15 protein-coding genes are annotated in these 13489 nt (G+C 61.8%); 9 read left to right on the top strand and 6 right to left on the bottom strand.

From position 1 onward, the window contains the following. Positions 1 to 19 precede the first annotated feature (19 nt). Together H7A13_06825 and H7A13_06820 are read right to left on the bottom strand one after the other, a co-directional pair. Positions 20 to 823, bottom strand: a complete 804-nt coding sequence (locus H7A13_06825) for a dienelactone hydrolase family protein (protein MCP5333057.1) — start codon at positions 821 to 823, stop codon at positions 20 to 22. Positions 824 to 891: 68 nt separating this feature from the next. Next, a complete protein-coding gene (locus H7A13_06820) occupies positions 892 to 2055 on the bottom strand; it encodes an acyl-CoA dehydrogenase family protein (protein ID MCP5333056.1) in 1164 nt (387 codons plus the stop codon). A gap of 112 nt (positions 2056 to 2167) precedes the next feature. On the opposite strand from H7A13_06820, the gene H7A13_06815 reads away from it, so the two are divergent. The 5 genes from H7A13_06815 (at position 2168) to H7A13_06795 (ending at position 5999) form a co-directional block, all read left to right on the top strand. Next, the gene (locus tag H7A13_06815; protein MCP5333055.1) at positions 2168 to 3718 is read left to right on the top strand and encodes a CHAD domain-containing protein; all 1551 of its coding nucleotides are present in this window, start codon (positions 2168 to 2170) and stop codon (positions 3716 to 3718) included. Between the two features lie 4 nt (positions 3719 to 3722). Further along, a complete protein-coding gene (locus tag H7A13_06810; protein MCP5333054.1) occupies positions 3723 to 4478 on the top strand; it encodes an AAA family ATPase in 756 nt (251 codons plus the stop codon). A 193-nt stretch (positions 4479 to 4671) separates the two neighbouring features. Then, the gene (locus H7A13_06805) at positions 4672 to 5190 is read left to right on the top strand and encodes an HNH endonuclease (GenBank protein ID MCP5333053.1); all 519 of its coding nucleotides are present in this window, start codon (positions 4672 to 4674) and stop codon (positions 5188 to 5190) included. A gap of 39 nt (positions 5191 to 5229) precedes the next feature. Further along, positions 5230 to 5619, top strand: a complete 390-nt coding sequence (locus tag H7A13_06800) for an STAS/SEC14 domain-containing protein (GenBank protein ID MCP5333052.1) — start codon at positions 5230 to 5232, stop codon at positions 5617 to 5619. Continuing rightward, positions 5616 to 5999, top strand: a complete 384-nt coding sequence (locus tag H7A13_06795; protein ID MCP5333051.1) for a hypothetical protein — start codon at positions 5616 to 5618, stop codon at positions 5997 to 5999. Before H7A13_06800 ends, H7A13_06795 begins: the two co-directional genes overlap by 4 nt. 46 nt (positions 6000 to 6045) lie before the next feature. On the opposite strand, the gene H7A13_06790 is transcribed toward H7A13_06795, so the two are convergent. Both H7A13_06790 and H7A13_06785 read right to left on the bottom strand, forming a co-directional pair. Next, positions 6046 to 7224 carry a VWA domain-containing protein gene (locus tag H7A13_06790; GenBank protein MCP5333050.1) on the bottom strand — a complete coding sequence of 393 codons (1179 nt, stop codon included), beginning with the start codon at positions 7222 to 7224 and terminating at the stop codon, positions 6046 to 6048. A gap of 3 nt (positions 7225 to 7227) precedes the next feature. Next, a complete protein-coding gene (locus H7A13_06785; GenBank protein ID MCP5333049.1) occupies positions 7228 to 8076 on the bottom strand; it encodes a MoxR family ATPase in 849 nt (282 codons plus the stop codon). Between the two features lie 174 nt (positions 8077 to 8250). Between H7A13_06785 and H7A13_06780 the strand changes: the two genes are divergently transcribed. Beyond that, entirely contained in the window at positions 8251 to 9306 is a 1056-nt protein-coding gene (locus tag H7A13_06780; GenBank protein ID MCP5333048.1) for an NAD(P)/FAD-dependent oxidoreductase, read from the top strand. Positions 9307 to 9338: 32 nt separating this feature from the next. Here H7A13_06780 and rimK read toward each other — a convergent pair whose 3' ends face one another. Further along, the gene (gene rimK / locus H7A13_06775; GenBank protein MCP5333047.1) at positions 9339 to 10244 is read right to left on the bottom strand and encodes a 30S ribosomal protein S6--L-glutamate ligase; all 906 of its coding nucleotides are present in this window, start codon (positions 10242 to 10244) and stop codon (positions 9339 to 9341) included. Between the two features lie 20 nt (positions 10245 to 10264). After that, entirely contained in the window at positions 10265 to 10828 is a 564-nt protein-coding gene (locus H7A13_06770) for an ATP-dependent zinc protease (GenBank protein ID MCP5333046.1), read from the bottom strand. Between the two features lie 123 nt (positions 10829 to 10951). Here H7A13_06770 and H7A13_06765 point away from each other — a divergent pair, with 123 nt between their 5' ends. The 3 genes from H7A13_06765 to H7A13_06755 form a co-directional block, all read left to right on the top strand. Further along, complete coding sequence (locus H7A13_06765) at positions 10952 to 12106, top strand: cation:proton antiporter (GenBank protein MCP5333045.1); 1155 nt, start codon at positions 10952 to 10954, stop codon at positions 12104 to 12106. A gap of 11 nt (positions 12107 to 12117) precedes the next feature. Next, a complete protein-coding gene (gene corA / locus H7A13_06760) occupies positions 12118 to 13194 on the top strand; it encodes a magnesium/cobalt transporter CorA (GenBank protein ID MCP5333044.1) in 1077 nt (358 codons plus the stop codon). Beyond that, the coding region (locus H7A13_06755) for a hypothetical protein (protein MCP5333043.1) at positions 13191 to 13489 on the top strand (299 nt) is incomplete at its 3' end. The genes corA and H7A13_06755, both read left to right, overlap by 4 nt.

The following is a 13489-nucleotide window of genomic DNA, read 5'->3' as shown; positions in this document are numbered from 1 at the left end:
CGGGACGACCTTTTCGCGCTCAGTCAGTCGCTCTGAGCCGTTCGCCGAAGAACGCCAGCACCCGATCGAGCGCCACCCGCGTCGGGTGGCCGGCCTCATCGACCAGGTCATTGGTCAGCACCGAGTGGGACTTGCCGGAGATGCCGTGAGGGTTGCCGGGGCCGGAGTCGATTTCGATCGCCTCGAAATGGTCACCCAGCTGCTCGCGCAGGCCATCGAATCTGGCCTGGGTGCAGATCGGATCGTGGCTGAAACGCAGCCCCAGCACACTCAACTGCTCCTGTTCGAGTCGATTTTTGACCTGACTCAGGCTGACTGGATCGATGTCGATGGCGCCCTTGCGGCGTTCGGTGATCGGAAAGGGCAGGGAGGGTTGACTCAGCACCGGTGCCAGCACGGCCGGTTCCAGCATCATGCCCAGGGCAAAGCCGCCGGTGAAGCACATGCCGAGCGCGCCGACCCCGGGACCGCCCAGCTCCTGATGCAGTGCCCGCGCCAGCGCCCGCAGTGGCGTGATGATCGGACTCGATTTGCCGAGGGCAAAGGCGGTGAACTCGCGGCGCACGCAGGCGCCCAGCATCGAGCGGAACAGGTAGCCGCCCGAAAGCGGCGCGCCCGGCACTCCGAACAGCCAGGGCAGGCAGACGGTGAAGCCGGCATCGGCCACCCGGTCGGCAAAAGCCTGAACCTGGGGGGTGATGCCAGGAATCTCGTGCATCACGATCACCCCCGGTCCTTGGCCACGCCGGTAGAAGCGCAGTGCGCTGTCGCCGAACTGCTGCTCGTGGAAGGCGTAACCCGGCAGCTGCGGAATGGTCGCCATCTGCTCTGCTCCGTACATGTGGGTGGTAATTGGTGGGCCGTGCCCGGTGCTGGCCTGGCGCGTGCGGCTCAACCCCGCCTGGGCTTGCCGAGCAGCCGGTCGGAGATGATGCGCTGCTGGATCTCGGAGGTACCCTCGAAGATCTTGGTCAGGCGGGCGTCACGCCAGTAGCGCTCGACCGCATGAAGCTTGGTGTAGCCGGCCCCGCCGAAGATCTGCAACGCTTCCGAAGTGACCCGCTCGGCCATCTCGGTGGCGAAATATTTGGCCATCGAGGCCTCCTGGTCGCAGCGACCACCACGGTCGATCTGGTCGCAGACGTGATACATCAACTGCCGTGCCGCCTCAATCTCGGTGGCCATCGTGGCCAGCTTGAAGCGGATCGCCTGGAATTCGCCGATCGGCCGGCCGAACTGCTCGCGCTGCTGTGCATACTTGAGCGCATCCTCGAGCGCGCCGCGCGCCAGGCCGATCGCCCGGGCGGCGGTGTGGGCGCGGGCGATTTCGAGTCCGCTGGCGGTCGAGGTGAAGGCTTCATCCTCATTGCCCATCTGGTACTCGACCGGCACCTTGCAGTCGTCGAAGCGCAGCTCCCAGGTCTTCCAGCCGAAGTAGCCGATCTTGGGAATCGGCGAACCCTGACAGCCCTGCGGCAACTCGCCGCGCGGCTTCTCGACGATGAAGCGGCCCAGTCCTTTCCACGGTGCCGTGGGGTCGCGCTCGCTGGTGCGGGCCAGCACACTGATGTAGTCGGCCCCATCGGCGAAGGTGCACCAGTACTTGTTGCCGGTGATGGACCAATGGTCGCCACGGCGCTCGGCACGGCAGGAGACGCCGGAGAGGTCGGAGCCGACATTGGGTTCCGAGAGCGCGGCGGCGGCCAGATATTCGCCGCGGGCCGCCTTGCGGGTCAGTTCGATGCGCTTCTCACGCGGCATGTTGCCGAGTCCCATCATGCCTCCGGAGCGGGCGATGATGCTGGCCACGCTCATCCAGCCACGTGCCAGCTCTTCGGCGATCAGGCAATATTCGAAGCAGCCAAGGCCCAGGCCGCCGAACTCCTCCTTGATGCGGATGCCGAAGTAGCCCATGTCGGCCATCTTCTGTCGCAGTTCCAGTGGAATGTCGCCCTGGATCGGGTCAAGCGCATTGGCGACCGGCAGCACCTCTTTCATGCTGAACTGCCGTGCGGTTTCCTGAATCATCAGCCGCTCTTCGCTCATGTAACCCATCGTTCATCTCCCTGTTATTGTGATGTCATCCGAGCTGCACAATCATAATCAAAGAGTTCTGCCGTGATCCATCATTCGGAGTGCCCGAGCGGTCGTGAGTCAAGGAAAAAACATGCAGGCCACTGCGTCGATCCATTACTGGATTGCACCATCCACCCGCAGTGACGAGATCGACAATCCACCACTGCCGAATGAGCTCCACCCTGGTTCACAGCGCGCCCGGCGCGGCGAACTCAAACTCTATGACAGCTTCGACTGGCGCCTCTGGTTCGGCGGGTTGGCGCTCTATCGTCTGGACGGGTGTTATCACCTGCTGCCGAGGAGCGGTTTCCGGCTCGACCTGGCTCGACCCGATGGCAGTGGTTATTCGCGGCCGATCAACTTCGCCGAGCAGTTCCGTGAGCCGGAGTTGAGGCAGCCAGTGCAGCGGATTCTCGCTCCGCGTGCGCTGATCGAGATCGCCTCTTTCCAGTGCCGAGAGCGGTCTGTTCAGGTCAGGAATGGTGATGACAAGGGGGTCGCCCTGCTGCACTGTTTCGAACTTTCCCATCCGTTGCCAGATGGCAGACAGGCGCGACTGGAGGGTCTCTGGATCGCACCCTGCACCGGCTATCAGCTCGAGCTGGAGATGATCGAGGCGACACTGCGGGCGGCGGGCTGGCAGCATGAAGTGCGCAATCCGCTGGAGCTTCTGCTGCCTGCCGCACAACAGCCGCGTCCGGAGCGCACCCGACCGCTGACCGACATGGTCGGCGAAGAGCCGGCGGATGACCTGCTGCGGCGTCTGCTCCTCGCCCAGTTGCGGGTGGTCAAGGAGCAGGAGGATGGCATCATCAAACAGATCGACAGCGAGTTCCTGCATGATTACCGTGTCGCGCTGCGCAAGGCCCGGTCGCTGTTGAGTCTGGCCAAACGGGTGTTTCCTGCCGCGATTCAGCAACGGGCCCGCCATGATTTTGCCGATCTGCAACGTCAGAGCAATCAGCTGCGCGATCTCGACGTCTGGCTGCTGCAACGGGAACATTTTCAGAAAATGGTGCCACCTCGTCTGCAAACCGGGTTCGAACAGCTTTTTGCCGAGCTTCAGGCGACCCGGAATCAGGCGCAGCGGCGGCTGCGACGCTTGCTGAATTCCAGTGCCCATCAACTGCGGATGCAGCAGTGGCTGTATGATCTGGCACAGCCGGGGCTCTGGGAGGAGCCTGCCGAGGTGAAGAGATCGGCGCGCACACTGATCGATCGGCAGATCCTGCGCCGCCATCGTCAGTTGCTCAAGGGTGCCCAGCGTTTCTCACAGCTGGATGACGAAGAGGTTCACAACTTGAGAATCGAAGTAAAAAAGCTGCGCTATCTACTTGAAATATTTTATGATTTCTATTCGCAGGAGCCCTGTGACTGGCTGCTCACCCACCTGCGCAAGGTGCAGGGCAGGCTCGGCGATTACAACGATCTGCAAGTACAGCAGACCCATCTGCAACACTTTGCCGAAACGCTGATCGTCGGGGAAAAATCCACCGGTGAGGTATTGCTTGCTGCCGGTGCCATCGTTGCCGGTCTCGAGCGTGAAAAACAGCAGGCGCGCAAGCGCATTGCAGAACCGCTGCACAGACTGGCGACACCCAATGGCCGGGCGCAGTTGCAGCGGTTGTTGAACGAGCAATGAATTGATGAAGGTCATCGCCTGTTACAGCATCAAGGGGGGTGTCGGCAAGACCGCCACGGCGGTCAACCTGGCCCATGCTGCCGCAACCAGCGGCTACCGCACGCTGCTGGTCGATCTCGATCCACAGGCGGCGGCGACCTTCTATTTTCGGATCAAGGCGCCCGAAGAGAAGAAGGTTCCGCGCTGGTTCAGGACGGGCCAGGATCTGCAACAGGCGATTCGTGGCAGCGACTACCCGCGTCTCGACCTGCTGCCGGCTGATCTGGGCTATCGCGACAGTGAGGCCATGCTGGCTGGCATGAAGCGCTCCGACAAACAGTTGCGCAAGCGGCTCAAGGAGGTGACCGATGGGTACGACATGGTGCTGATCGATTCGCCCGCCAACATCGGTCTGCTGTCGGAGAACATCTTTCGGGCGGCCGATGTGGTCCTTGTGCCGGTGATTCCCACCACCCTGTCGGAGCGCACCCTGCGGCTTCTGCTGCATTTCGTCGCGAAACAGAAGCTCGATGTCGATCGGCTGCTGCCGTTCTTCTCAATGGTGCAGCCTCACAAGCGACTGCATGCCGACACCATGGCACGCTTGCGTGCGGAGTTTCCGCAACTGCTGCAGAGCACCATTCCCTTCACCGTCGACATCGAGAACATGGGCGTGCTGCGCGAACCGGTGCTGGCCTATGCGCCGCGCCGTCCGGCCGGTGAAGCCTATCGCGCCCTGTGGCTCGAGCTGCTCGGGCGTCTCATTCCCCGGCAGGAGTGATGGCATTGCATCACCGCAGACAGTGGAGTAGCCTCGGAGCGGTCGAGCCGGGGTGTGGCGAAATCCTGTCGTCATCTTCATCGGCCATGGTGCACCGAATCCGTTGGTTGCTCAGGAGGAGGCATTGGCCCAATCGTCATCGCCAGTCCTGTCGGGTGAGCGAATTCTGCGGCTGAATCTGGCCGGGCAGCCGATCGAATGGCTGACTTGGCAGGAGGCGGTCTCATTGTATGCCCGTGATCTGGTGGGCTGGACGCTGGGCGAGGTGGTCTGCACCCTGCGCGGTGGAATCTCGCGCCTGAGCCAGCGCCGCAGTCGCCTCGAACTGCACAGCATCATCGCCTGCCGCGGCAAAATCCACGATCCATGCCAATATGAACCGCCGCTGACCAACCGTGGACTGTTCCGGCGCGACCAGAATCTCTGTCTCTACTGCGGCAAGTCGCTCTCCGATCGGCTGCTGACCCGCGATCACCTGGTGCCGACGTCCCGCGGCGGACGGGATGAGTGGACCAACGTGGTCACCGCCTGCCGCAGTTGCAATCAGGGCAAGGGCGATCGTCTGCTGCATGAGGCGCGCATGGAGCTGCTGGCGCTGCCCTATCGCCCCAACTGGGCAGAATATCTGGCACTCGAGAACAGCGGCCGGGTACGTGGTGACCAGATGGAATTTCTGCGCCGGCAGTTTTCACCGCACTGCCGCTTTGCCTGATCAACCCCGGGTGATCTTTGGGCGGAGTCGTTTTCAAAAATGGATGTTGAAATCGTTCTGAAAGAAAAATTTCTGCATGTCAGGGCGAGCGGACACTATTCGCTCGATGAGATGAACGCCATGAGCCGGGCGATGTTTGCCGCACTCCAGCAACATCCGCGGGCGAGCTGCCTGATCGATTGTAGCCAGGTGACCGGCTCGCCAACCCTGAACGAGCGGTTCGAATGGCCAAGGTTCACCGCGCGACTGATCGAAGACTTGCCAGCGATCCAGCGCCAGACCCGATTTGCCTTTGTCGCTTCGGAGCCTTTTCTCGATCCAGGGCGCTTTGGTGAAACCGTGGCCGTCAACCGGGGCGTGAACGTCGTGGCGACCGACAGTCTCGACGAGGCATTGCGCTGGCTGGGTGTCGAAACAGGAAGCGCATGAAAGTAGAGATCACCCCGAAAGAGCATTACCTGCATGTCAGGGCAGTTGGAGAGTTTTCAGTTGCCGGCATGAAGGCAATGAGTCTGGCCATCATCGCTGCGCTGGTCGAGCATTCAAGCTCGAAATGTCTGCTTGACTGTCGACAGGTGGTGGGTGCGCGGACGCTGGCCGAGCGTTTCTCTTGGATAGAGTTTGCTGCCGATGAGTCGAGCAAACTGCCGTTCGCTTCAAACCGGGCCCGCATTGCCTATGTCGGCGCCGCAAATCGGCTGGATCCTGGCCGTTTTGGAGAAACGGTCGCGATCAATCGGGGGTTGAATGTGATGGTGACCGACAGCCTCGACGAGGCGCTGCGCTGGCTCGATCTGCAGGCCGATTGAACGGCAACCACCCAATACTGGTGCAGACGCACATCGGCCGGATCAGCTACTTGCCGAGGTAGGAGACCCCTTCGTCAAGCCCGCGCAGCGTGAGCGGAAACATCCGCCCATCGAGCAGTTGATTGACCATCTGCACGCTGTTGGAGTAATCCCAGGTGTCCTGCGCCTGTGGGTTGAGCCAGATCACCCGCTCGTAGGTCTCGACGACGCGTTGCATCCAGGTGGCGCCGGACTCCTCGTTGTTGTGTTCGATGCTGCCGCCGATGTTGGTGATCTCGTAGGGGGCCATGGCGGCATCACCGACGAAAATCACCTTGTAGTCTGACGAGAACTTGTGCAGCAGATCCCAGGTGGCGGTGCGCTCATGCATCCGCCGGGTGTTGCTCTTCCACACCGATTCATAGATGAAGTTGTGGAAGTAGAAATACTCCAGATGTTTGAACTCGGTGCGTACCGCCGAGAACAGCCCTTCGCAGATTCGCACGTAGGGATCCATGGAGCCGCCGACGTCGAAGAAGATCAGCACCTTGACCGCGTTGTGCCGTTCGGGAACGAACTTGAGGTCGAGCAGGCCGCCACGCTTGGCGGTGGCATCGATGGTCTCATCGAGATCGAGCTCCACTTCGGCACCGCTGCGGGCGAACCTGCGCAGCCGGCGCAGCGCCATCTTGATGTCGCGGGTGCCCAGTTCGACGGTGTCGTCCAGATCCTTGAACTGACGGGTCTCCCACACCTTGGCGGCGCGGAAGTTGCGGTTTCCATCCTGGCCGATGCGAATTCCTTCCGGGTTGTAGCCCTGGGCGCCGAACGGCGAGGTGCCGCCGGTGCCGATCCACTTGTTGCCCCCCTCATGCCGCTCCTTCTGCTCTTCGAGTCGCTTCTTGAACTCCTCGATCAGTTTTTCCAGTCCGCCGAGCGACTCGATCTTCGCCCGCTCCTCGGGGGTCAGCGACTCCTCGAAGGCCTTGCGCAGCCACTCTTCGGGAATGAACGCGGCGATGATGCCCTCGAGGGTTTCGAGCCCCTTGAAGTAGCGGCCGAAGGCGACATCGAAACGGTCGAAATGGGTCTCGTCCTTCACCATGATCGCACGGCTCAGGTAGTAGAATTCATCGAGATCGCCATAGACCAGCCGGGCGCTCATCGCTTCGAGCAGATCCATGTATTCGCGCAGCGACACTGGAATGTTGCTGCGCTTCAAGGCCATGAAGAAGTCGATGAGCACGGCTCAGCCCCGGCTCTGGCGACGGTGCATGAAGGCCAGCCGTTCGAGCAGGTGCACATCCTGCTCATTCTTGACCAGTGCACCATAGAGCGGCGGGATGGCCTTGGCGGCATCCTTGTTCTTCAGCACCTCCTCGGGCATGTCGTCGGCCATCAGCAGCTTGAGCCAGTCGATCAGTTCGGAGGTCGAGGGTTTTTTCTTCAGTCCAGGCACGGTGCGCACATCGAAGAAAATTTCCAGGGCCTCTTTCACCAACTCCTGCTTGATCTCCGGGTAGTGCACCTTGACGATCTGGATCATCGTTTCACGGTCGGGGAAGGAGATGTAGTGGAAGAAGCAGCGGCGCAGAAAGGCGTCGGGCAGCTCTTTTTCGTTGTTGCTGGTGATGATCACGATCGGCCGCCTGCGTGCCACCACCCGCTGCTGGGTCTCGTAGACGTAGAACTCCATCCGGTCGAGTTCGAGCAGCAGGTCATTGGGAAATTCGATGTCGGCCTTGTCGATCTCATCGATCAGCAGCACCACCTGCTGGTCGGCGTCGAACGCCTCCCACAGCTTGCCCTTGACGATGTAGTTGGAGATGTCATGCACCCGCGCCTCACCCAGTTGCGAGTCGCGCAGCCGCGACACGGCGTCGTATTCATAGAGCCCCTGCTGCGCCTTGGTGGTCGATTTGATGTGCCATTTGATGATCGGCAGCTTGAGTGCCTCAGCCACCTCTTCGGCCAGCATGGTCTTGCCGGTACCGGGTTCACCCTTGATCAGCAGTGGGCGTTGCAGCCGGATGGCGGCGTTGACCGCCATCTGCAGATCCTTGGTGGCGACGTAGGATTGGGTGCCTTCGAAATTCATGGGCGATGTTCCCGTTCGTTGTGCAGGTGGATAGCTATTAACTTTTCGACTTTAAAGCAGATCATTGAGCCGGATCAATATGCCGGAGTGTTGAATCACGGTGGCAATTCTCCATACTGACGCCCTGCATTAACCCAAGGCGCACTCGCGCCCTGTTCAGGAGGTAGTTTGTCGATGTCGTCTCCCATTGAAACCGATGCCGTGATCGTTGGTGCCGGTCCCGTCGGTCTGTTTCAGGTGTTTGAACTCGGTCTGCTGGATATCCGTGCTCATGTCATCGAATCGCTGCCCCAGGTGGGTGGACAGTGCTCGGAGCTCTACCCCGACAAGCCGATCTATGACATTCCGGCGCTGCCGATCTGTGGCGCCCAGGAGTTGATCGACCGGCTGATGGAGCAGATCAGACCCTTTTCGCCGACCTTCCATTTGGGGCAGGAGGTCAACAAGGTGCAACAGCGTGAGGATGGCCGTTTCGATGTCGGCACCAGCGCTGGCACCCAGTTCATCGCCGGCAATGTGATCATCGCCGGTGGGGTCGGCTCGTTCCAGCCGGTGCAGGTCGAGGTGCCTGGCATCGACCGGCTGCTCGACCATTCGCTTTTCTATCGGGTGAAGGATCCTGCCCGGCACCATGGCAAGCGGCTGCTGGTGGTCGGCGGTGGCGATTCGGCGCTCGACTGGACCCTGAGCCTTTGCGACCAGGCGCAGTCGCTGACGTTGATTCACCGTCGCAACGAGTTTCGCGCCCAGCCCAACTCGGTCAATCAGATGCATGAACTCTGCGCGGCCGGCAAGATGAATTTCAAGGTGGCGGTGGTGGCCGATTTCGAGGCCGATGGCACCCAGCTGAAGCGGGTGGCGCTCAAAAGTGGGCAGGGCGAGCCGGAGTGGATCGAGTGTGACCACATTCTGGCACTGCTGGGGCTGACCCCGAATCTGGGCCCGATCGGGGAGTGGGGGCTGGAGATCGTCCGCAAGCAGGTGGTGGTCGACACCGAAAAGTTCCAGACCAATGTGCCGGGCATCTTCGCGGTGGGTGACATCAACAGCTATCCGGGCAAGAAAAAGCTGATTCTGAGCGGCTTTCACGAGACCGCGCTGGCTGCCTTTGCGATCAAGGAGCGGTTGCAGCCCGGCAAGAAGGTGCACCTGCAGTACACCACCACCAGCCCGGCGCTGCAGGAGCGGCTCGGGGTGCGTGGTGGCGACAGCGAGACGCCGGCCCAGTAAAGGAAAATGGCAGGGTCGGGGAGGGCGGTGCGCTATCCCTGACCCTGGGTCCCGGTCCGGTGGGGCCGGGCATGCCGTTCGACGAAGCCGATCATCATGCCGGCGATGTCGAGCCCGGTGGCCTGCTCTATCCCTTCGAGACCGGGAGAGGCGTTCACCTCCATCACCAGCGGGCCACGCCGGGCACGCAGAATGTCCACACCGCAGGTGTTGAGGCCGATGATCCGCGCCGACCTGATTGCCAGGGCGCGCTCTTCGTCGGTCAACTCGACCAGGGTGGCACGGCCGCCGCGGTGCAGGTTGGAGCGGAACTCGCCCGGTTTGGCCTGTCGCTTGATGGCCGCCACCACCTCGTCGCCGATCACGAAGCAGCGAATGTCGGCCCCTTCGGCCTCGGCGATGTACTCCTGCACCAGAATGTCGGTCTTCAGCCCCATGAAAGCCTGGATCAGGCTTTCGGCGGTCTGCTGGGTCTCGGCCAGCACCACCCCGATGCCTTGGGTTCCTTCGAGCAGCTTGATGATCAGTGGTGCACCGCCCACTTCGTCGAGCAGATCGTGAATGTCGTCCGGTGAGTGGGCGAAACCGGTCACTGGCAGCCCCACCCCTTCGCGTGCCAGCAGTTGCAGAGAACGCAGCTTGTCGCGTGCGCGGCTGATGGCCACCGATTCGTTGAGCGGATAGACCCCCATCACCTCGAATTGCCGCAGCACGGCTGCACCATAGAAGGTGACCGAAGCGCCGATTCGCGGGATCACCGCATCGAAGCCCTCCAGCGCCTCGGCCTTGTAGTGGATGCTCGGGCGCAGCGAGGTGATGTTCATGTAGCAGCGCAGCACATCGAGCACCCGCACCTCATGTCCACGCTGCTGGGCGGCCTCCACCAGTCGGCGTGTCGAATAGAGCGTGCGGTTGCGGGAGAGTATGGCGATTTTCATCAGCGTTGCCTTGCGGGAGGTCAGCCGCCGCGACCGAGCAGATAGGAGCGTGCCGGATCGACCGTGAACCGATCGACGATCGCGGTGCGCCCCAGCAACATGCAGAAGCGCATGCCCGGCCGGGCGGTCAGCGTGACTTCGATCGACCAGCGTCGCTCGGGAATCAGCAGTTCGGTGACGATCACATAGCGCAGTTCGCGATGGCCGCCGGAGTCGCTGACCCAGCGCCGGTCCACCACCTCGGCATCGCACTGCCGTTCGATCTGTCGATCGACCTGTGACGGATGGACGGTGAAGCGGACCCGGTTGGCGCCGCGTTGCGGGTAGGGTTCGATGGCCGAGGCGCGCAGTGCCGAGGTGCGGGCGCCGGTGTCGACCTTGGCCTTGATGCGGTCGATGCCCAGTTGGGGCAGGGCGATCCACTCGCGCCAGCCCACCTCGATGAGGCAGTTGCCGCCGTTTTCATGTTTCACCGGCCGATCTTCCTCTGCTGACTGAATCGGAAAGGGCTTCGCATGAACGGTGCAGGTGTCGCATGGTCTGATGCGTGTCGGGTAAGAAGCGCTGGATGGTGGTTGCTGCATCGAGAGTCCCTCTGTCGTCTGTTGCGCATCCGGCCCCCTCGTTTCGATGCGGTGCGGGCTAAAATAGCGCGAGTTTCAAAATTTGCCCATCTTTCGGCACTGAATAAGCCTGTAGAGCAGACCATGCATTCCGATCCCTTCATGCTGGCGCTGGTGGCCGCCGTGCTTGGCATCCTGCTGGTGGGGATGGCCTCACAACGGCTGAAGCAGCCGCATGTGGTCGGCTATCTGCTGGCAGGCGTCATGCTCGGGCCGGATGGTTTCGCTCTGGTGACGGCGCCGGCGATTCCCGAGCGCATGGGCGAGATCGGCGTGATGCTGCTGCTGTTCTTCGTCGGGCTCGAAGCAACACCCCGGCAACTCTTCGCCCACTGGCGCATCGCCCTGTTCGGTCCACTGCTGCAAAGCGCGGCGGCGCTGCTGCTGATCTGGCCGCTGGGTCTGTGGCTCGGCTGGAGTCTGACCCAGGTGCTGCTGTTCAGCTTCATCATCACGCTGAGCAGCACCGCCGTGGTGCTGAAGACGCTGGCCGACAGCGGTGAACTCGACAGCCGACTGGGCCGCCGGCTGGTCGGTATTCTGCTGATTCAGGACCTGGCCATCGTGCCGATGCTGATCATCCTGCGTTATGGGGCCGGTGCCGGATTGCAGCGGTTCGATCCGCTGTTGACGCTGGTGGGCGGCGTATTGCTGGTGTTGCTGCTTGGCTGGCTCTATGTCAGACCACGAATCGAAGTGCCGCTGCCGGGCTGGATTCGCGCTGACCCGGAGATGCAGGTGTTCGCCGCCCTGAGCTTTGCACTGGGCCTGGCGCTGCTGACCGGGTTGCTCAACCTCTCCACTGCGCTGGGGGCCTTTGTGGCCGGAATGCTGATCGGTGCCAGCCGCGACGCCGACTGGGTGCACCGCCATCTGGAGCCGTTCCGGGTGGTGTTCGTGGCGGCTTTCTTCGTTTCGATCGGCATGCTGGTCGATCTGGACCGGTTGCTGGAGCACCTCGGGCAGATTCTGCTGCTGGTGCTGGCACTGCTCGGCGTCAACACCTCGATCAATGCACTGCTGTTCCGGCTGTTCGGTGACACTGCCAAGCAGAGTTTGTATGCTGGCGCGCTGCTGGCTCAGGCTGGCGAATTCAGTTTCGTGCTCGCCGCCTTCGGTCGGGAGCAACAGATCATCGACGAATCAAACTACCAACTGGCGGTCGCGGTGATTGCGCTGTCGCTGCTGCTGAGTCCATTGTGGGTGCAGCTGATCCGGCGGCACACCGATCCACTCTGAAGAGATGGCCGATGGACTATTTCGACAAACAGTACCACCCGCCCGGCACGCCGCCCGGCACCCTGCCCCAGGATGAGTTCATCGTGGCCGCCGAGGTGCACTCCCGGTTGATCTGCTATGACGACGACCGTTTCGAGAAGAGCGAGGGCATTCGACTCGATGAAATCGAGCCCGGCAGCCATGATCCGCACCAGGTGCGCTGGCTGGCCATTCATGGTGCGGTGAGTGGCACACTGCTGCGCGAGTTGGGTGAGCGTTTCCAGTTGCATCCGCTGACGGTCGAGGACATGTTCAACCAGGGGCAGCGGCCCAAGGTGGAGCTCTTTCCCGGCTATCTGTTCGTGATTCTCCGGCAGCCGCTGATCATGGATGGAGCGATCACCATCGGTCAGGTGAGCCTGCTGCTGAAGGAGAATCTGCTGATCAGCGTGGTCAGTGGTGAGACCGATCCATTCGGTCCGGTTCATGAACGCCTCGAACATGCCATCGGCAAGATTCGCCAGCGTGGTGCCGACCATCTGCTCTACTGTCTGATCGACGCATTGATCGATCTGGGATTTCCGCTGCTGGAGTGGTTCAGCGAGCGGATCGAACGGCTCGAAGAGGAGGTGATTCACCTGCCGAGCCAGCAGACCCTGCGCGAACTGCACGCGCTGCGCCGTGAGCTGCTGCTGCTGCGACAGACGCTCTGGCCACAGCGTGAGCTGGTGGGCCGCCTGCTGCATGAGCAGGAGGAGTGGTTCCAGAGCGAGACTCAGCGTTTCATGCGCGACTGCCATGACCACATCATTCAGATCATGGAGCTGCTCGAGACCTACCGCGAGATGACCTCAGGCCTGCTGGAGCTCTATCTGTCGAGCAGCAATTACCGATTGAGCGAAGTGATGAAGGTGCTGACCATCATCGCCACGCTGTTCATTCCGCTCACTTTCATCGTCGGTGTCTATGGAATGAACTTTTCGGTGGGCGAGGGCCCCTGGTCGATGCCCGAGCTGCGCTGGCGCTACGGCTACCCGGTGCTGTGGCTGGTGATGCTCGCCATCACCGGCGGAATGTTGCTCTACTTCAAGCGCAAGAGGTGGTTTTGAAAGCTGAAGAGCATGACCTGCCCAGGCAGTGGTGGGGGGATTTCGCAGTTGCCGACGGCGAGAGCCTCTGTTGGCAGATCGGTCCGATGCAGTTGCAATGGGTGAACGCCGGTTCGCAGTGGCGCTGCGCCTACCGCCGGTTGGCCGATGTGGATGACGAGAGCACAGTGGGCTGGCAGCTCACCCGCGGTGATGCAACCCCTGCATTCGATGAGAATCCGCAGCGCTTTGTCTTCTCGCAGCCGATGCGTCACGCAACGGTGCTGCCGGCGCTGGCGGACCGATCGGTCATCAC

Source organism: Pseudomonadales bacterium (genome assembly GCA_024234215.1).
In the GTDB taxonomy this organism is placed as follows: domain Bacteria; phylum Pseudomonadota; class Gammaproteobacteria; order Pseudomonadales; family UBA5862; genus JACKOQ01.
This window is presented reverse-complemented; position numbering and strand designations above follow the sequence as displayed.

Coding starts and splice junctions, on each gene's coding strand:
- H7A13_06795 (MCP5333051.1), top strand. CDS start 5,616: ATGAAAGTAGAGATCACCCCGAAAGAGCATTACCTGCATGTCAGGGCA.
- H7A13_06820 (MCP5333056.1), bottom strand. CDS start 2,055: ATGGGTTACATGAGCGAAGAGCGGCTGATGATTCAGGAAACCGCACGG.
- H7A13_06825 (MCP5333057.1), bottom strand. CDS start 823: ATGGCGACCATTCCGCAGCTGCCGGGTTACGCCTTCCACGAGCAGCAG.
- H7A13_06815 (MCP5333055.1), top strand. CDS start 2,168: ATGCAGGCCACTGCGTCGATCCATTACTGGATTGCACCATCCACCCGC.
- H7A13_06780 (MCP5333048.1), top strand. CDS start 8,251: ATGTCGTCTCCCATTGAAACCGATGCCGTGATCGTTGGTGCCGGTCCC.
- H7A13_06770 (MCP5333046.1), bottom strand. CDS start 10,828: ATGCAGCAACCACCATCCAGCGCTTCTTACCCGACACGCATCAGACCA.
- H7A13_06765 (MCP5333045.1), top strand. CDS start 10,952: ATGCATTCCGATCCCTTCATGCTGGCGCTGGTGGCCGCCGTGCTTGGC.
- H7A13_06800 (MCP5333052.1), top strand. CDS start 5,230: ATGGATGTTGAAATCGTTCTGAAAGAAAAATTTCTGCATGTCAGGGCG.
- H7A13_06785 (MCP5333049.1), bottom strand. CDS start 8,076: ATGAATTTCGAAGGCACCCAATCCTACGTCGCCACCAAGGATCTGCAG.
- H7A13_06810 (MCP5333054.1), top strand. CDS start 3,723: ATGAAGGTCATCGCCTGTTACAGCATCAAGGGGGGTGTCGGCAAGACC.
- rimK (MCP5333047.1), bottom strand. CDS start 10,244: ATGAAAATCGCCATACTCTCCCGCAACCGCACGCTCTATTCGACACGC.
- corA (MCP5333044.1), top strand. CDS start 12,118: ATGGACTATTTCGACAAACAGTACCACCCGCCCGGCACGCCGCCCGGC.